The organism is Polyangium jinanense, assembly GCF_028435365.1.
This window is the reverse complement of sequence record NZ_JAGTJJ010000032.1, coordinates 115,705-132,456: the sequence shown is the minus strand read 5'-3', so window position 1 is coordinate 132,456 and position 16,752 is coordinate 115,705. Positions and strand designations below refer to the sequence as shown.

The window sequence follows — 16,752 nt, the reverse complement described above, 5'->3', positions numbered from 1 at the left end:
TGGAGCGCTCCGCCGGGGAGGTGCAGCATGATCGGAAAGCTATGGGTGGGACTGTTCGCGCTGGGCGTGGTCTCGGCCTCTTCCCGCGCCGACGCGTGTGTCACGTTTTACGAGGACGTCAATTACGAGGGCGCGTCGGTGAGCGCGGGAATAGGGGACAATCATTGGATCGCGAGCGAGTGGAACGACCGGATCTCCTCTTTGACGCTCGCTCCCACGTGCTACGTGGAGGTGTTCCAGAACGTCGAGTTTGGGGGCGCGGGGCGGACCTTCTCAGGCAATACGGCGAGGCTCCCAGACGGGTGGGACAACACGATCAGCTCTTACAGTTGCAAGTGCTTTTGACGTGTTTTCGGGGCTGCCTCGACGCGCCGTCGGATCTCCCTCGCCCGCCTGCGCGAGCTCGTTCGACGCGGCGGCGGTGCTTTGGGGCGCGCTCGGCAGGCGCGCTGGTATTTCGGGGTAGCGCGGCGCCGACGAGAAGCGTGAAGTCCGGATTCGCCGCCCTGCGAGCGGGCGGCTTCGTGGCTTGACGGGCCCCCGCCGCGAGGGCAACGACATGCCAAGGGGCGTGGAGCGCTCCGCCGGGGAGGTGCAGCATGATCGGAAAGCCATGGGTGGGACTGTTCGCGCTGGGCGTGGTCTCGGCCTCTTCCCGCGCCGACGCGTGTGTCACGTTTTACGAGGGCGTCAATTACGGGGGCGCGTCGATGAGCGCGGGAGAGGAGAGCAAAGATTGGGTCGGGGACGAGTGGAAGGACCGGATCTCCTCTTTGCGGCTCGATCCCGGGTGCGCCGTGGAGGTGTTCGAGAACGCCGGTTTCGATGGCGCGACGTGGATCTTCTCGCACTCCGCGGATTCGCTCGGAGAGTGGAACGACAGGATCAGCTCTTACGTTTGCCTGTGCGATTGACGCGTTTTCGGGGCCCTCTCAACGCGCCGTCGGATCCCCCTCGCCTGCCTGCGCGAGCTCGTTCGACGCGGCGGCGGCCCCTCGAATGAGCTCTCGCGCGCCCGCACGCAGGGAGGGGAGCCGCAGGCCGAAGCCGAGCCCCGCCAAGACGCACACGGCGCCGCCGATGCCGACCGTCGTCGGGACGCCGATGCGCTTGGCGATCCAGCCGGCCCCGAGCGAGCCGAGCGGCGTCATGCCCATGAACATCACCGCGTACACGGCCATTACGTGCCGACCAGCGAGACGAGCTGCCCGGCGAAGAACAGGCGGTCATTTCGCGACCGAAACGCCTTAGCGAAAGTTGACGGGCCCCGCTGCGAGCGCAACGACATGCCGAGGGCGTGGAGCGCTCCGCCGGGGAGGTGCAGCATGATCCAAAAGCTATGGGTGGGACTGTTCGCGCTGGGCGTGGTCTCGGCCTCTTCCCGCGCCGACGCGTGTGTCACGTTTTACGAGGACGTCAATTACGGGGGCGCGTCGATGAGCGCGGGAGAGGAGAGCAAAGCTTGGGTGGGGGACGACTGGAAGGACCGGATCTCCTCTTTGCAACTCGATCCCGGGTGCGGCGTGCAGGTGTTCGAGGGCCGCGATTTCGGGGTCCCGACGGGGGTATTCATGGATGACACGCCTTGGCTCGACGAGTGGAACGACAAGATCAGCTCTTTCTCTTGCTGGTGCGGTTGACGCGTTTTCGGGGCCCGGCGAAGAACAGGCGGTCATTCCGCGACCGAAGCACCCGAGCGAACCGGGTCATTTTACCGCCTTTCACCCGTCCACGTGAGCACGCGCCTCGCGCTGGTTTCCTCGATCGTCGCCCGTTTGGCGGCCGTCCCGCCCTTTTCCGATTGTCGGGGCCGTGCTCGCGTGGCCGCAGAGCGTGCGTACACGTCCTCATGGCCTACGGGCTGTCCGTGCACACTGCAATGGAGTGGACCGCATATTGCTCTGACGTCCTCATCGGAACGGCGTGCGACGCCGGCCGGCCGAGGATCGTCGAAAGCGTCGCCGGATCCTCCTTGTCGAGCCGCGGCGGAGGCAAGCGCGTGCTCTTCGTCTGCTCCACGTGGGCATGCGACACGGCGGCGGCGACGGCGATGGCGATGCTGAAGCGGGAGGGCGTCGAGACGAAAATGATCTCGCCGGGCCACATCGGGCACCTCGTCGACGATCGCGTGATCACGCTCATTCGCGAGAATTGGCCGTGGGTCGTGCGCGATCGCTCGGGCGCGCTCGGGCCGTGGTGATGGCAGGTCACTCGATGAGCGCGACCCACTTCGAGAGGATCCGCTTCCCACCGTGCGTGCCGCATTCGCCCTCACACAAGCGGACGGGGGTGGCCACGCATTGGAACGTGCCGCAAGTGTTACAGTCGTTGTCGCCCAGTTGGGGGCTATAGCAGCCGCCCCCCTCCAAGACCCAATTCTCGATCCATCCGCTCGCCTGTGCGATCCCGGCGAGCGAGGACCAAGCTGCGATGGCGAAGATTCCGGCACCAACCGATTTGTAAAGGGTCTTCATCCGCGCATCCTTCTCACTCGCCCTCGCGGCGAGCAACGTCGAGCCCTCACCACGCCGCTCCGCGATGGCGTGCCCACGCTGTTCCTGCGCCACGGCCTGCCCGGTCGGGAGCCCCTTCTCATCGGATGAAATGCCTTTGCCCCCGATTGTCGTGGACTGTCGGTTTGCTATCCTCTTTCAATGTTACGGAAACGCCAATCGATTCCGACAAGCGCCCCCCTGCTCCTCTCCCTCGCGCTCACCGCTTTCGGCTGCACGACCCCCGAGGAGCCCGATCCCCCTGTGGCGCCCCCGCCCATTTCCGAGGCCGACCTCGACTACACCGAGGTCCAGCCGGAGCACCCCGTCTCGGCGGTCGTGGACGCGAAGATCCGCGCCGCCCTGAAGATCATCGCGGAGACGGGCGCGTCCTCCGCCACGACGCCCGGGGCGCGGCTCGCCTCCGAGACGCTCGCGCGAATTCGAGAGGGCGGCGCCCTGCTCGATACCCTCGACGACGCCAAAGCCGAGGACCTCTACCACATGTGCCGCGACTACAAGCTGCACCACCAAGGCTCTCGGTATCCACGATGATCTCTCCACCCAGGGAGATGCGCAGCCGCCGCCCGGCCTCCTCGATGCGGACGTGATCGCTCTGGTTCGCCATGTCGCCTTGCTCCCGGCTCGGATGTCCTGGCCCCTACTCTAGCGCAGAGGTCCCCCCGCGGAGGCGGAGGCGGGCGCGGAGGCGGAGGCGGAGGCGGGCGCGGAGGCGGAGGCGGGAGCGGAGGCGGAGGCGGAGGCGGAAGCGGAAGCGGAAGCGCAGGCGGAAGCGGCGGCGACAGCGGTGGCAGCGAAAGCGGATGCGCCTGCCACCTCGGCGCCTCGTCCTCATCCCCCGGGACCCTCGTCCTGCTCGGCCTCGGTTCTCTTCTCGTGTCGCGCCGTCGCCGCCATCGTTGGTCTGCCCTCGACAAAACCCCTTGAGGTTTTTCACGACACGCGTCCGGTTGCCTGCTCGTGCCATCCGTGCTTACTCACCCTCATGCACCAGCGGCTCCTGCCTTTTGCGGTGGCCTTCGTGCTCGCCGGTTGTGGAAATCCGACCGCGGACGGGCCGAAAGGCCCCACGGCCCTTCGCAAGGTCGCGCCGAACGAGCTCCGCGCCCCTTCCGACTTCGCGAGCATCGAGGACACACGCGAGCGATCCCGCGCCCTCTTCCTCGAAGCGAGCCGCGTGTTCACGCATCCCCGCTGCGTGAACTGCCATCCGAACGGCGACATCCCCCACCAGGGGATGAACATGCAGCTCCACGACCCGCCGTCCGTCCGCGGGCCCGAGGGCCACGGCGTCGTCGGGATGGAATGCACGAGCTGCCACCAGGACAAGAATGTGGAGCTCACCCGCGTCCCCGGCGCGCCCCACTGGGCGCTCGCGCCGATCGAGATGGCGTGGGTCGGCAAGTCGCCGCGCCAGATCTGCGAGCAGATGAAGGATCCCAAGCGGAACGGCGGCAAGTCGCTCGCCGCGATCGTCGAGCACAATGCCCACGACGCGCTCGTCGGCTGGGGATGGCATCCGGGGGCGGATCGCGAGCCGGTCCCGGGGACGCAGGAGCAGTTTGGCGCGATCGTCGCGGCCTGGGCGGAGTTCGGGGCCGAGTGCCCCGCGGAGGGGGCGAAACCATGAGCGTGCGTATCCGCGTGAACGGCGTTGAAAAGACGCTCGACGTCGACCCCGAAATGCCCCTGCTCTGGGCGCTCCGCGACGTGCTCGGTTTGACCGGCACGAAGTACGGATGCGGTCAGGCCCTCTGCGGCGCGTGCACCGTGCACCTCGACGGGCAGGTCGTGCGCGCGTGCGTGACCCCGGTTCGCCGCGCCGACGGCCACGCCGTGACCACGATCGAAGGCCTCGCGCCGGACGGGAGCCATCCGCTCCAGCGCGCTTGGGTCGAGCTCGGCGTCCCGCAATGTGGGTTTTGCCAGGCCGGGCAGATCATGACGGCGGCCGCGTTGCTCAAGGCCAAACCAAAACCCTCGGACGACGAGATCGAGCAGTCGATGGCCGGAAACCTGTGCCGATGCGGCGCCTACCCGCGGATCTGCGCGGCGATCCGCAAGGCCGCCGGGATGCCGGAGGGCGAACGATGAGCGGCGATGCCGTGCGCGTGACCCGGCGCTCGTTCCTCGTCGGGTTGAACCTCTCCTTGGCCGGGCTTGCGATTGGCCTCCCTGCCCTCGCCGACGAGCCGAGCGGCCGCGCCGGGCCCGGCCCACGGCATGTGGTGCCCGGGGAGGAGGCGAAGGCCCCGGGGCTCAACCCGAATCCGTTCGTCCACGTGGCGCCGGACGGGACGGTGACGATCGTCTGTCACCGCTCCGAAATGGGCCAGGGCGTGCGCAGCTCGATTCCTGTGCTCATCGCCGACGAGCTCGGCGCGGACATGGCGCGCGTCGTGATCCAGCAGGCCGTCGGCGACAAGAAGTACGGCGATCAGAACACCGACGGATCGAGCAGCATCCGGAAGTTTTACGATGATCTCCGGTACGTCGGCGCCACCGCGCGCATGATGCTCGTCGCGGCCGCGGCGGCGAAATGGAAGGTGAAGCCCGAGACGTGCGAGGCGCGGGGGAACATGGTCCACCACGCGCCGACGAAACGTTCGCTCGGCTTCGGCGAGCTCGCGGAGGCGGCGGCGAAATTGCCCGTGCCCAAGCGCGAGGACGTAAAACTCCGGCCGAAGAGCGAGCTTTCGCGGGTGAACAGCCCATCCTTGCCGCTCCTCGACGGGCCGGCCGTCGTGACGGGTCAGGCGGTGTTCGGGGCCGACGTGAAGCTGCCGGACATGCTGATTGCGGTGATCGCGCGGCCGCCGGTGGTCGGCGGGAAGGTCGCCCGGTACGACGCGTCGCGCGCCTTGAAGATCCCGGGCGTCAAGCGGGTGGTCGAGATGCCCGCGGCGCAGCGGCCTTATGGGTTCCAGCCGTGGGGCGGCATCGCGGTGCTCGCGGAGAACACCTGGGCCGCGATGCGCGGGCGCGCGGCGCTCGACATCACGTGGGATCCCGGCGACAACGCGGTGTACGACTCGGTGGCCTACCGGGAAAAACTCCTCGCTTCGGTGCGCGAGGCGGGGACGCCCTATCGCAACGTCGGGGACGTCGACGCCGCGTTCGCCAAGGCGGCGCGGGTCGTCGAGGCGGAGTACGTGGTTCCGCACCTCGCGCAGATGCCGATGGAGCCGCCGGTCGCCATTGCGCGGTTCGCGGGCGGGCGCTGCGAGGTCTGGGCGGCGACGCAGCACCCGCAGGCGGCGCGGACGCAGGTGGCGAAGACGCTCGGCCTCGGCGAGGACGCGGTCACGGTGCACGTGACGTTGCTCGGCGGAGGGTTCGGGCGGAAATCGAAGGCGGACTTCTCCGCGGAAGCGGCGTTCCTCGCGCGCGAGGCGGGCGTGCCGGTGCGCGTGCAATGGACGCGCGATGACGACATTCACCACTGCTATTACAATGCGGTGAACGCGCAGCGGCTCCGCGCGGGCCTCGACGCGAACGGCAAGGTGATCGCGTGGCACCATCGGACGGCGTTCCCGCCGATCGCCTCCACCTTCGGCGACGTCGACAAGCCGGCCATCACGGACCTCCAGCAAGGCGTGCTCGATGTCGCGCTCGACGTGCCGAACGTCCGCGCCGAGGGCTGCAAGGCGGAGGCGCACGTGCGGATCGGCTGGTATCGGTCCGTGTACAACATCTTCCACGCGTTCGGGATCGGCTCTTTGATCGACGAAATCGCGCACGCGCGCGGCGCCGATCCGCGGGACGTGTGGCTGGAGGTGATCGGCCCGCCGCGGACCCTGAGCCTTCAGGAGCTCGGCATCGAGAAGCTCGTCAATTACGGGGAAAAACTCGAAAAACACCCGGTCGACGCGGGCCGGTTGCGGCGCGTGCTCGAGCGGGTGACGGCGTCCGCGAACTGGAGCGGGCGGAAGAAGGACGGCCGCGGCTACGGGCTCGCCGCGCATCGGAGTTTCGTCACGTACACGGCCGTGGTGCTGGCCGTCGTGCCCGACGAGCGGAACAAGGTCCGCGTGGACGAGGCCTGGATCTGCATGGATGCCGGCTCGGTGGTCAACCAGGACCGCGCCCGCGCACAGATGGAGGGCTCGGTGGTCATGGGGATCAGCAATGCGTTTTTCGGCGGGATCACCATGAAGGGCGGCGCGACGGAGCAGTCGAACTTCCGGGACGCGCGGATCGCGCGGATCGGCGAGGTGCCACGGAAGATCCACGTGGACCTCGTGCCGAGCGACGGGCCTCCGTGCGGCGTGGGCGAACCGGGCGTGCCGCCGGTGGGCCCGGCGCTGGCGAATGCGGTGTTCGCCTTGACGGGCAAACGAATCCGCGAGGTCCCGATCGTGCGGGGGCTCTTCGCGTAGAGCGCCGAACGGTTCGGCGCCCTACTCGACCGCGCCGAGGAGGTTGCCCGAAGGGTCGACCTCCTCGATGAGCTTTCGCACGTCGCGCTCCGAGGGCGCGACGGCGAGGGGATACGCTCCCCCCTTCATGCTCAGGGACACCATGTTGAAATGGGAGGTCGAGACCGAGATCACCTGTTTGTTTCGAATGCGGGACTCGGCCTCTGCCCAGGAGATCTCCTCGATGTCGTCGCGGTAGAGGAACTTGAGCTCCTCGCGGGGGATCTGCGCCAACAGCTTGGCCAGGTCGCCTCGCCTGGGCGCGGTGGTGTAGTGTTTCTGGCCCTCCCTCTTGACCACGTACACGCGGCGGGTCCGGGTGCCGAACACGCGGTCGACCTCCTGGCGCTGGATGAGCGTGGCCGCTTCGGACCAGGGAATCTCGGTGTAATTGGGCGGTAGCCACGGAGGCGGGGGACGAAGGGGCGCCGCGGCCGCGCCGATGCCCGCGACCGCGCTTTTCGGCTTCTCCGGCGCCAGGTCTTTGCAACCGAGCAGCAGGAGGAGCCCGCTCGTTGCCGCGACGAGCATGCGCCGAGGAAAGGGCACGAGGTCCACGAACGCCATGCCTCAGCTTGCCAGGCGTGTCGCGCCCGTGGCAAGGGTCCGGGATGCCGCGGGGCGCGATTCGGGCTAGGAAAGCACCATGGCGCACGTCCTCGTGATCGATGTCGGCAGCTCGTCGGTGCGCGCCGCCATTTGTGACGGGAGCGCGCGTATCTGCCGCGAAACGGCCGAACCGTATGCCTTCACGGTGGCCGCGGACGGCACCGCGGAGGTGGATGCGCGCAAGCTCCGCGCGTCCGTCGAAGGGTGCGTCGATCGAATCCTGGCGAACGCTCCGCCGATCGAGGCGGTCGCGGTGGCGACGTTCGTGGGGAATTTGCTCGGCGTGGACGCCGAGAACCAGCCCGTGACGCCCGTGTTCACGTATGCCGACACCCGCCCGTCCGCGGATGTCGAGGCATTGCGGACCGAGGTCGATGGCGCCCGTCTCTATCAGGCGACGGGCTGCCCGTTGCATACCGCGTATCATCCGGCGCGCCTGCGCTGGTATGCTCGGAACGGGCGGATCATGCCTGCGACGTGGCTCGATTTCGGCACGTATCTCTATCGTGCTTGGTTCGGCCGGGAGATCCCGTGCAGCTCTTCCGTGGCCTCGTGGAGTGGCCTGCTCGACCGTGCTTCGCGGAGCTGGTCGGCTGAATGGCTGAACATTCTCGGGCTCACGCCGGATTACCTTCCGCCCGTGGTCGGCTCTCGGCATGCCGAGATGGGCCTCATGCCCGCTCATGCCCAGCGCTGGCCCGCGCTCCGCGACGCGCCGTTTTTTCCGGCCATCGGGGACGGCGCGGCGGCGCATGTCGGCAGCGGCGCGATTTCGCCTCGAAGCACGTCGCTGACCGTCGGGACGACCGCGGCCTTGCGGCAAATGCGTGTTGCGGAAACCCCGCCGTGCCCTGTGCCGAAGGGGCTCTGGGCCTATCGCATCGACGAAACACGCGAGCTCATCGGAGGGGCCACGAGCGAAGGGGGCAATGCCCACGCCTGGGCGCGCGCGCATCTGAGGCTCGACGACGAGCCGCTCGTGTTTGGCGAGCCCTTCGCGCACGGTCTCACCGTTTTGCCCATGTTCGCGGGAGAACGTAGCCCCGGTTATCGGCCGGATGCCACGGCCACCCTGCACGGCTTGCGGCTGTCCACGACCCCGCGCGACATCGTGCAGGCCTTGTACGAATCGATCGCTTTGCGGCTCGCGCAGATTCACGACGCGCTCGGCGGCAGCGACGCCCTGTACGCCGGAGGCGGCGCGCTCTCCGCTTCCCCCGCCTGGGCCCAGATGTTCGCGGACGCGATGCAGACGCCCGTTCATCTCATGGGCGACGAGGCCACGATGCGCGGCGCGGCCATGCTGGCGCTCACGGCGCGGGGCCTGGGATCCCTCGCATCCCTCGCCCCGTCCGCGTCGCGAATCTTCGAGCCGCGGCCGGAGGTCGCCGAAGTGTATCGCGCCGCGAAGGAGCGGCAGATCGAGCTTTATCGAAGGCTTTATTCGTAGGCGATGGCGAACGAGCTCATCTGGGAGCCGCTGCGCTGGGGCTGTGCCCCAGGCCCCACCGGGGCTATCCGCCCCTGGACCCGGACCAGCGCAAGCGCTGGACCCGGGGTCGATGAACTGCGCGATGCGCAGTTCATCGAACAGGTCGAGTCAAGACCAGGTACGACCCTGCCAACCAAGACCGCCGTGACTGGCAACGCTGTCCCTGGTCTTGCCACCGGCCTGTGGGAAGAACTGCGCATCGCGCAGTTCTTCCCCCTGAGGTCCAGGGCTTGCCCTGGTTCGGGTCGAGGGGCGAATAGCCCCCGCGGGGACCGGGGCAGCGCCCCGGCGCGGCGGCCCCAGCGAATCACCAGCGGAGCTCGGCGGGAAGATACTTCGCGATGAGGTCCTGGTAATAGGGCCGGAGCTTCGCCACGTCCGGCGGCGCGTCGGCCTTCGAGTAGAGATCGTACGGGTTGAACCGCCGCACCCACTCCATCATCTGCCGGTCCTGCTCGTTCATCAGGTGCCCATAGGCGCCTTCGCGGTGGGCCGCGTAAAACGAGTGATACCGGATCATGTACTGGGCCTCGAGCGGCAGGTACTCCTTCACCACGTGGTAAAGGTATTCGTCGTGCCCCCACGACATGTGGACCTTCGAGAGCCCACATCCCTCCTCGTACACCCCGCACGGCGTCTGATAACGCGGGTTTTGCCGATCCGGGTTGTTCGCGAAGAGCTCGGGGAAGACGATGCGGTCCGAAAACGCGCAGCCCACGGGGAACGTATCGCCCACGACGGCCCATTGCGGCTCGCCCGACAGGCAAAGCATCTTGCCGGCGTCGTGGATGAGCGCCGTCAGGACGAACCACGGCGGCTGATCGTCGCGTCGCGCCGCCTCCGCGGACTGCAGCGCGTGCGCGATCTGCGACTGCTCCGTGTCCGGATCGCTGTCGTCGACCAGCCGATCGAGCAGCTCGAGCACCTCCCACATACCCGCCCGGCGCCGATCCAGGCTCAGGTATTGCCGCTTCTTGTCCTCTACGAACGAGAGCGTCTGGTGCTCGTGGTTCAGCCGGTAAAGCTCCTTGACGCTGGGCCTCGCCTCGGCGCGGTAATCGCGAAACTCCGAGGTTTCCTTCTTTGCTGTCGTGGCGGCTGCTCGTTTCCCATCCTGGATCTGCCCAAGGTGCTCGGTCACGCTCATTGTCCAGGGCAATAGCGCGAAGGTCCGGGCGGCGCTAGGATTCTCGAAGGTCGCGGCGCAGGGGGCTCCGCGAGGAAATGGGGAACATGAAAAGAGAGCTCTCCGCCCGCCGCCGCGCGTTGTGGATGGTCCTCGGCTGCCTCGTCGCCCTCTTCGCCGCCATCGCATGCGGCAGGGGCGAGCGCGCGAGCGCGACCACGCGCGATTCGAGCGTAAGGGCGCATTTCGCGGTCGTCACCCACGGCCAGGCCTCCGATCCATTCTGGTCCGTGGTGAAAAACGGAATCGACCAGGCGGCGAAGGACATGGGCGTCAAGGTCACGTACCAGGCGCCCCAGACCTTCGACATGGTCGCGATGAGCCGCCTCATCGACGCCGAGGTCGCCCGCAAGCCGAGCGGCCTCATCGTCTCCGTCCCGGATCCCAGCGCCCTCGCGCGTTCGCTTTTGGCTGCCCGAGACGCCGGCATTCCCGTCATCAGCATCAACGCCGGCGGCGCAGAGGCGCGCAAGATGGGCGCGCTCTTGCATATCGGCCAGAGCGAATACGACGCCGGGAAGGCCGGCGGTGAGCGTATGGCGAAGGAGGGCGTGCGCCACGCGATCTGCGTGAACCACGAGGTCGGCAACATCTCCCAGGACGAGCGTTGCCGCGGCTTCCTCGACGCGCTCGAAAAGGTGGGGGGCAAGGGTCGCGTGCTGGCGGTGAACGCCACGAGCCCCACCGACACACAACAAAAGATCATGGCCGCATTGACGCCCGACGTGGATGGCATTTTCACGCTGGGCCCGCCGGGCGTGCACCCGGCCCTCGCCGGCCTCCGGCAAGCGAACCGGCTCGGCACGGTCAAGGTCGCGACGTTCGATCTTTCGCCCGACGTCCTCGCGGCGGTCCGCGACGGGCAGATCACGTTCGCCATCGACCAGCAGCAATATTTGCAGGGATATCTCTCCGTCGTCCTGCTCGCGCAATACACGCGGCACGGCCTGCTCCCCGCGGCGGAGGCGATCCCCACGGGGCCCTCGTTCGTCACGAAGGAGAACGCGGCGGCCGTGATCGACGCGAGCAAGAAAGGCATTCGTTAGCCGTGTCCGCGCGCAAATGGCTCGCCCGCCCCGAGCTCGGCGTCGTCGCCGCCGTGGTGGCCGCCTGGCTCTTTTTCGCCGTCACCGCCGGTGACTCCGGGTTTTTGACCCTCTCCGGCACGGCGAGTTACCTCGCGATCGCCGCCGAGCTCGGCATCCTGGCCGCGCCCGTCGCGCTGCTCATGATCGCGGGCGAGTTCGACCTCTCCATTGGCTCGACCATGGCCGCGAGCGGGATGACCATCGCGCTTTGCACGACCGAGCTCGGCTGGCCGTTATGGGCCGGGATCGCGGCGGCCGCGGCGCTCGCGGCGTGCGTGGGCCTCGCCAATGGCTTCATCGTGACCCGCACGCGCCTGCCCTCGTTCATCGTCACGCTCGGCACGCTCTTCATCCTGGCCGGCGGCACGATTGGCACGACACGCCTCATCACCGGACGAACCCAGGTGGGCGGCCTCGAGGAGGCGGGCGGATTCGGCACGGCGCAAAAGCTCTTCGCCGGGCAGATCGGGCCTTTTTCGATCACCCTGCTCTGGTGGTTGGGCCTCACCGCGCTCGCCACGTGGGTCCTCGTGCGCACGCGCCCAGGAAACTGGATTTTTGCGGTTGGCGGCGCCCCGGATGCCGCGCGCCGCCTCGGGATTCCGGTCGACCGCGTCAAGATTCTTCTTTTCATGACCACGGCGCTTGCCGCGTGCCTGGTCGCCACGTTTCAGACCGTGCAATTCCGCGGCACCGACGTTTTGCGTGGCACGGGCAAGGAGCTCGAAGCCATTCTCGCCGCGGTCCTCGGCGGCACGCTGCTCACGGGCGGACGCGGATCCGTCGTGGGCGCGGCCTGCGGAGCGCTCCTCTTCGGCATGGTGCAGCAGGGCATCGTCTTTTCGGGCGTGGATTCGGACTGGTACAAGGTGTTTCTCGGCGCGGTCCTGATCCTGGCGGTGCTCCTCAACAGCTCCGTCCAGATGCGGGCGGCGGAGGCGCGGCGATGAGCCACGAGACGAACGGTACGGCACCGATCCTCGAAGCGGATCACATCACCAAGCGATTCGGTCGCATCACCGCGCTCGAGGACGTCTCGATGCGCGTGTATGCGAGCGAGATCCTGTGTGTCCTCGGGGACAACGGCGCCGGCAAATCGACGCTCATCAAGACGCTCTCGGGCGTCCATCCGCCGGACGAGGGGCGCCTGCTCGTGGACGGCGAGCCCGTGCGATTCTCCTCGCCGCGGGACGCCCTCGCCCGCGGCATTGCCACCGTGTACCAGGACCTCGCGATGGTCCCGATGCTCTCGGTCGTGCGCAATTTTTTCCTCGGCGCCGAGCCCACGCGGGGCGTGTGGCCCCTCAGGCGCCTCGATTTGCGCGAGGCCGAGGAGGTGGTGCGCGCCGAGCTCAAGCGAATGGGGATCGAGCTGCGCGACATGTCGGCGCCGGTCTCGGCGCTTTCGGGCGGACAACGCCAGGCGCTCGCGATTGCGCGGGCGATCCATTTCGGCGCCCGGGTGCTCGTGCTCGACGAGCCGACGTCCGCGCTCGGCGTGAAGCAGGCGGGGATCGTCCTCCGGTACGTGATGGAGGCGCGAACACGGGGATGCGGCGTCATTCTCATCACGCACAACCCGCACCACGCGCACATGGTCGGGGACCGATTCACCATTTTGAGCCGGGGCCGCTGCGAGGGGACCTTTACCAAGGCGGAGATCTCGCGCGACGAGCTGGTGCGACGCATGGCGGGCGGCGAGGAGCTCGAGCAACTCCAGCACGAGCTTCGAGCTTCATGACCGATAAAGCACTTCGCCCGCGTTCCGCACGATCAGGATCCCCTCGTCTTCCCGCCCCTCCCACGCAGCCGGATCGATCCCTCGGGGATCGGTGAACCCCAGGTTGATCCGCCGGCAGCGCTCTTCCGGGATGCCCGTCGCGAGCGTCACCTGGATGCGCGGCCGTTCTCCTTGCTCTGCGTCGTAGCGGCCCGCGCCTTTCACGTGGGTGCTGTGCGCGAGGATGGACAGGGGGACCGTGCGGAAATGGTCCCATTGCGCGAGAAAATAATCCCGCACGTGGTAGCCCACCCGATCGATGAGCGCGCCGTGGGTGAACGAGACTTCCCCGAGGTGCGGCGCGTAAATGATCACCTCGCCGCCATCCTCGATCACGGGCTCCGTCTTGTACATGGCCTTGGCCGCGGTCCAGAGGTCGGCGTATTTCGTCGAGGGGAGCGAGAGCACGCGCTGGTAGCGCCGCTTCGTGTGGATGATGTTGAGCTCATTGGAGAGATCGGCCGCCACGCTCCACGCCTCCACGTGCGGGCCTACGTAAAACCCGTGCAGATCCGCGCCGCGGAGCACGAGGGCCGCGCAGAGGACGGGCACCGGCACGAATTCGGCCGCGCGATGGATCACCCGCCGGACGATCGTATCCTTGACGCCGATCGTCGACATGCTCGTCGAGAGCGCCCCGAGCCAGTGGGTCGTGTCGATGATCTCGCGCCCCGCGATGCCCGGGAACAGGTACTTGGCGCCCCCGGAAAAACCCACCACCTCGTGCGGGAACACCGGGCCGCAGATGAGGATTTGATCATACTCGAAGATCCTGCGATTGAGCCGCACCTCTGTCGCGACCGCGAGCAGCCCGCCGGTCAGGCGCGCCATCTCGTCCTCGCCGATCACGCCGATGGTTGCCAGCGCGCCCGGATCGTCCCACGCGTGATTGAAGATCGACGTTCGCCCGTCGCCGCGCCCCGGCCCATCTTTCCCGACGAGTTTTTCGATGGCGGTTTCATCCATTGGCGGATGTGTGCCGAGCGCAATCAAATAATCGAGACGCGCGACACGTCCGGCGAGGAGCGTGTGGAGGAGCCGAAACATGAGCGGGATCGGCGCGGTGCGGGTCGCGTCGGGGATGATGACGAGGAGCCGTTTGCCCGTGAGCGGGAGCGCGGCGAGCGCCTCGTCGAGGATCCGGTGGACGGCCTCGTCCGTGAGGGTTTGCCCGGGAGAACCCTGGCCGATCAACATCTCATACCCCACTCTGGGCGGAGAACCCGCCGTCCACCGGCAAGACCACCCCCGTCACGAAGGTCGACGCCGGGCTGACCAGGAAAAGCAGCGCGCCGGAAAGATCCTCCGGCGCGCCCATCCGCGCCATGGGCGTGTGCGAGACGATCGCCCTCCCCCGCTCGGTGAGCGTGTTCGTCGCGGGATCGGTGAGCAAAAATCGGTTTTGTTCCGTGAGGAAAAACCCAGGCGCGAGCGCGTTGACGCGGATGTGGGGGCCGTAGGTCTGGGCCATGTGCACCGCGAGCCAGCGAGTCAGGTTGACGACGGCGGCCTTCGCCGCGCCATAGGCGGCCACACGCGTGAGCGGGCGATCGGCGCTCATGGACGTGATGTTCACGATGCTTCCACGCCCCCGCGCGGCCATGCCGCGTCCGAAGACCTGGCAGGGCCGCAGCGTGCCTTGCACGTTCAGATCGAAGACCGCGCCGAACCCCGCCGGATCCAGCTCGAACAGGCTACGATCCGGCCCGATCGTGGCCTTCGGATGATTGCCTCCGGCCCCGTTCACGAGAATGGTCACCGGCCCGAGCGTGGCCTCGATGTGCCGCGCCGCCGCGTCGAGCGCCTCGCCATCGAGCACGTCACAGGGCACGGCGAGCGCCTCGCCCCCTTCCGCGCGGATCGACTCCACCACGGCCTCGCACGGCTCGCGCCGCCGCCCCATCACGGCCACGAACGCGCCCGCCGCGGCGAGCGTGCGGCAAAACGTGGACCCGAGCACGCCGCTGCCGCCCGTGATGACCGCCACTTCGCCGCGAATGTCGAACAACGTCGCCGGATTCATGTGGACCGATCCCCCGCCCCGAGCCGATAAGCACGCTCGGCCAGGCCCACCGCGCATTCCGGGGCGAGCTCCGCCGCCTCTTCGGCGTCGAGCCTGCCCGTCACCACGAGCCCCGCGAGCCAGTTGCTGCTCACCCGGCGCCAGACGTCGTGCCGCGCGGGGATCGAGCAAAACGCGCGCGTATCATCGGTGAAACCCGCGGTGTTGTAGAGGCCGGCCGTCTCCGTGACTTGATCGAGAAACCGGACCATTCCATTCGGACTATCGAAGAACCACCAGGGCGGCCCCAGCAAGACGGCCGGATAATACCCGGCGAGCGGGGCGAGCTCGCGCCCGTAGGTGCTCTCGTCGAGCGTGAAGAGCAGGAGCTGGAAGCGTGGATCGTCGCCGTACGCTTCGAGCAGCGGCCGCAGGTTTCTCGTCCATTCGGTGGCGACGGGGATGTCGGCGCCGCGATCGGGCCCGAAGCGCGCGAGCAGCGCCCCGTGGTGGTTGCGCAGGCTGCCGGCGTGGAGCTGCATGACGAGGCCATCCTCGACGCTCATGCGCGCCATTTCCATGAGCATGTGGGCGGAGAACCGCGCCGCATCGTTTGCGCCCGCCTCGCCGCGAAGCGCGTGCGAAAAGATTCGCTCGGCCTCCGCAGCGCCGAGCCGCTCGGCGTGCGGGGTGACGGCGCCATGGTCGGTGGCGGTGGCGCCGAGCGCCTTGAACGTGGCGCGGCGCTCTTCGAGGGCCCGGATGTAATCGGCGTAGGTCGTGATCTCGATGCCGGCGGCCGCGCCGAGCCGCTCGATGTGATCGCGGAAGCCGGGCGTGCCCGGGTGGACGACCGCGTCGGGCCGGAAGGTCGGGCGAACGTCGAGCCGGCCCTCGGAACGGAGGCGGCGGTGATGTTCGAGCGAATCCGCGGCGCCGTCCGTGGTGCAGAGAACGCGGATGTTGAACCTCTCGTAGAGAGCGCGCGGGGAAAACTCCGGCCGTTCGAGGCGCTCGGCGAGGTGATCGTAGATGCGCTGGGCGGTGTTCCCGTCGAGCCGCTCGGTCACGCCAAACACGGAAATGAGGACGTCAGAGAGCCACAGTCCGCTCGGCGTGGATCTGAAGACGTAAAAATGGTCGGCGAAGCGTTGCCAGATGCGGCGGTGGTCGCGCTCGTGCGGGCTCCCGTCGCGGGTGGCGATGCCGAGGTCTTCCATGGGCACGCCGCGGCTGTGGAGCAGGCGGCAGACGTAATGGTCGGGAAGGACGAACAGGTCGGCGGGCGAGCCGAAGCGGGCCGAAGGATCCGCAAGCAGCGCCGGATCCACGTGGCCGTGCGGGCTCACGATGGGCAGATCACGCACCAGGGCATAAAGCTCCCGGGCGGCCGCTCGCTGGGAGGGTTCCGCGGAAAAGAGGCGATCAGGGTCGAGCGTCCATCGGGGCGGCATCCCTGGCAGTATAGGGAATGCTAGGGCAACGCCCAGCGACGGTCCCCCGCCATAACCTGAGCATGGGTCTCATCTGGAAGGCGCTGCGCTGGGGCGTTGCCCCAGGCCCCACCAGGGGCTATCCGCCCCTGGACCCGGACCAGCGCAAGCGCTGGACCCGGGGTCGATGAACTGCGCGATGCGCAGTTCATCGAACAGGCCAGGTCAAGA

Annotated in this window: 19 protein-coding genes; 12 read left to right on the top strand and 7 right to left on the bottom strand. The window is 68.1% G+C overall.

Going from position 1 to position 16,752, the window contains the following annotated elements:
- Both KEG57_RS35895 and KEG57_RS35890 read left to right on the top strand, forming a co-directional pair.
- A partial coding sequence (locus KEG57_RS35895) for a peptidase inhibitor family I36 protein (protein WP_276605226.1) occupies positions 1 to 345 on the top strand: 345 nt, incomplete at its 5' end.
- Positions 346 to 599: 254 nt separating this feature from the next.
- Positions 600 to 914, top strand: coding sequence for a peptidase inhibitor family I36 protein (locus KEG57_RS35890; RefSeq protein WP_272459274.1), 315 nt, complete (start codon positions 600 to 602; stop codon positions 912 to 914).
- Positions 915 to 932: 18 nt separating this feature from the next.
- On the opposite strand, the gene KEG57_RS35885 is transcribed toward KEG57_RS35890, so the two are convergent.
- Positions 933 to 1,181, bottom strand: coding sequence for a hypothetical protein (locus tag KEG57_RS35885; RefSeq protein ID WP_272459272.1), 249 nt, complete (start codon positions 1,179 to 1,181; stop codon positions 933 to 935).
- Between the two features lie 144 nt (positions 1,182 to 1,325).
- Here KEG57_RS35885 and KEG57_RS35880 point away from each other — a divergent pair, with 144 nt between their 5' ends.
- Together KEG57_RS35880 and KEG57_RS35875 are read left to right on the top strand one after the other, a co-directional pair.
- The gene (locus KEG57_RS35880; protein ID WP_272459271.1) at positions 1,326 to 1,640 is read left to right on the top strand and encodes a peptidase inhibitor family I36 protein; all 315 of its coding nucleotides are present in this window, start codon (positions 1,326 to 1,328) and stop codon (positions 1,638 to 1,640) included.
- A gap of 227 nt (positions 1,641 to 1,867) precedes the next feature.
- Positions 1,868 to 2,200: a hypothetical protein gene (locus KEG57_RS35875; RefSeq protein ID WP_272459270.1), complete on the top strand. Its 333-nt coding sequence runs from the start codon at positions 1,868 to 1,870 to the stop codon at positions 2,198 to 2,200.
- A 7-nt stretch (positions 2,201 to 2,207) separates the two neighbouring features.
- Here the strand turns inward: KEG57_RS35875 and KEG57_RS35870 are convergent, their stop codons facing one another.
- Positions 2,208 to 2,474 carry a hypothetical protein gene (locus KEG57_RS35870; RefSeq protein WP_272459269.1) on the bottom strand — a complete coding sequence of 89 codons (267 nt, stop codon included), beginning with the start codon at positions 2,472 to 2,474 and terminating at the stop codon, positions 2,208 to 2,210.
- A gap of 180 nt (positions 2,475 to 2,654) precedes the next feature.
- On the opposite strand from KEG57_RS35870, the gene KEG57_RS35865 reads away from it, so the two are divergent.
- The 4 genes from KEG57_RS35865 (at position 2,655) to KEG57_RS35850 (ending at position 6,892) form a co-directional block, all read left to right on the top strand.
- On the top strand, positions 2,655 to 3,047 hold the full coding sequence (locus tag KEG57_RS35865; RefSeq protein WP_272459268.1) for a hypothetical protein: 393 nt from the start codon (positions 2,655 to 2,657) through the stop codon (positions 3,045 to 3,047).
- Between the two features lie 451 nt (positions 3,048 to 3,498).
- Entirely contained in the window at positions 3,499 to 4,143 is a 645-nt protein-coding gene (locus tag KEG57_RS35860) for an Isoquinoline 1-oxidoreductase subunit (RefSeq protein ID WP_272428588.1), read from the top strand.
- Positions 4,140 to 4,607: a (2Fe-2S)-binding protein gene (locus KEG57_RS35855; RefSeq protein ID WP_272428590.1), complete on the top strand. Its 468-nt coding sequence runs from the start codon at positions 4,140 to 4,142 to the stop codon at positions 4,605 to 4,607. Before KEG57_RS35860 ends, KEG57_RS35855 begins: the two co-directional genes overlap by 4 nt.
- Positions 4,604 to 6,892: a xanthine dehydrogenase family protein molybdopterin-binding subunit gene (locus KEG57_RS35850; protein ID WP_272459267.1), complete on the top strand. Its 2,289-nt coding sequence runs from the start codon at positions 4,604 to 4,606 to the stop codon at positions 6,890 to 6,892. Before KEG57_RS35855 ends, KEG57_RS35850 begins: the two co-directional genes overlap by 4 nt.
- A gap of 21 nt (positions 6,893 to 6,913) precedes the next feature.
- Here KEG57_RS35850 and KEG57_RS35845 read toward each other — a convergent pair whose 3' ends face one another.
- The gene (locus KEG57_RS35845; protein WP_272428593.1) at positions 6,914 to 7,498 is read right to left on the bottom strand and encodes a hypothetical protein; all 585 of its coding nucleotides are present in this window, start codon (positions 7,496 to 7,498) and stop codon (positions 6,914 to 6,916) included.
- 79 nt (positions 7,499 to 7,577) lie between these two features.
- On the opposite strand from KEG57_RS35845, the gene KEG57_RS35840 reads away from it, so the two are divergent.
- Complete coding sequence (locus tag KEG57_RS35840; protein ID WP_272428594.1) at positions 7,578 to 8,990, top strand: gluconokinase; 1,413 nt, start codon at positions 7,578 to 7,580, stop codon at positions 8,988 to 8,990.
- Positions 8,991 to 9,339: 349 nt separating this feature from the next.
- Here KEG57_RS35840 and KEG57_RS35835 read toward each other — a convergent pair whose 3' ends face one another.
- The gene (locus tag KEG57_RS35835) at positions 9,340 to 10,173 is read right to left on the bottom strand and encodes an inositol oxygenase family protein (RefSeq protein ID WP_272428596.1); all 834 of its coding nucleotides are present in this window, start codon (positions 10,171 to 10,173) and stop codon (positions 9,340 to 9,342) included.
- A gap of 92 nt (positions 10,174 to 10,265) precedes the next feature.
- On the opposite strand from KEG57_RS35835, the gene KEG57_RS35830 reads away from it, so the two are divergent.
- From KEG57_RS35830 to KEG57_RS35820, 3 genes are read left to right on the top strand one after another with little or no spacing between them, the layout of a single operon-like run.
- On the top strand, positions 10,266 to 11,264 hold the full coding sequence (locus KEG57_RS35830; RefSeq protein WP_272428598.1) for a sugar ABC transporter substrate-binding protein: 999 nt from the start codon (positions 10,266 to 10,268) through the stop codon (positions 11,262 to 11,264).
- A gap of 2 nt (positions 11,265 to 11,266) precedes the next feature.
- Entirely contained in the window at positions 11,267 to 12,256 is a 990-nt protein-coding gene (locus tag KEG57_RS35825) for an ABC transporter permease (protein ID WP_272428599.1), read from the top strand.
- Entirely contained in the window at positions 12,253 to 13,047 is a 795-nt protein-coding gene (locus KEG57_RS35820; RefSeq protein ID WP_272428601.1) for an ATP-binding cassette domain-containing protein, read from the top strand. Before KEG57_RS35825 ends, KEG57_RS35820 begins: the two co-directional genes overlap by 4 nt.
- On the opposite strand, the gene KEG57_RS35815 is transcribed toward KEG57_RS35820, so the two are convergent.
- Genes KEG57_RS35815 through uxaC form a run of 3 tightly spaced genes read right to left on the bottom strand, consistent with a single transcriptional unit; the run spans position 13,042 to position 16,542 of the window.
- Positions 13,042 to 14,283 carry a lactate racemase domain-containing protein gene (locus KEG57_RS35815; RefSeq protein ID WP_272428602.1) on the bottom strand — a complete coding sequence of 414 codons (1,242 nt, stop codon included), beginning with the start codon at positions 14,281 to 14,283 and terminating at the stop codon, positions 13,042 to 13,044. The two genes, KEG57_RS35820 and KEG57_RS35815, sit on opposite strands and share 6 nt — an antisense overlap.
- A gap of 1 nt (position 14,284) precedes the next feature.
- Positions 14,285 to 15,109, bottom strand: a complete 825-nt coding sequence (locus tag KEG57_RS35810) for an SDR family oxidoreductase (protein WP_272428603.1) — start codon at positions 15,107 to 15,109, stop codon at positions 14,285 to 14,287.
- A complete protein-coding gene (uxaC, locus tag KEG57_RS35805; RefSeq protein ID WP_272459266.1) occupies positions 15,106 to 16,542 on the bottom strand; it encodes a glucuronate isomerase in 1,437 nt (478 codons plus the stop codon). Before uxaC ends, KEG57_RS35810 begins: the two co-directional genes overlap by 4 nt.
- Between the last annotated feature and the right edge of the window lie 210 nt (positions 16,543 to 16,752).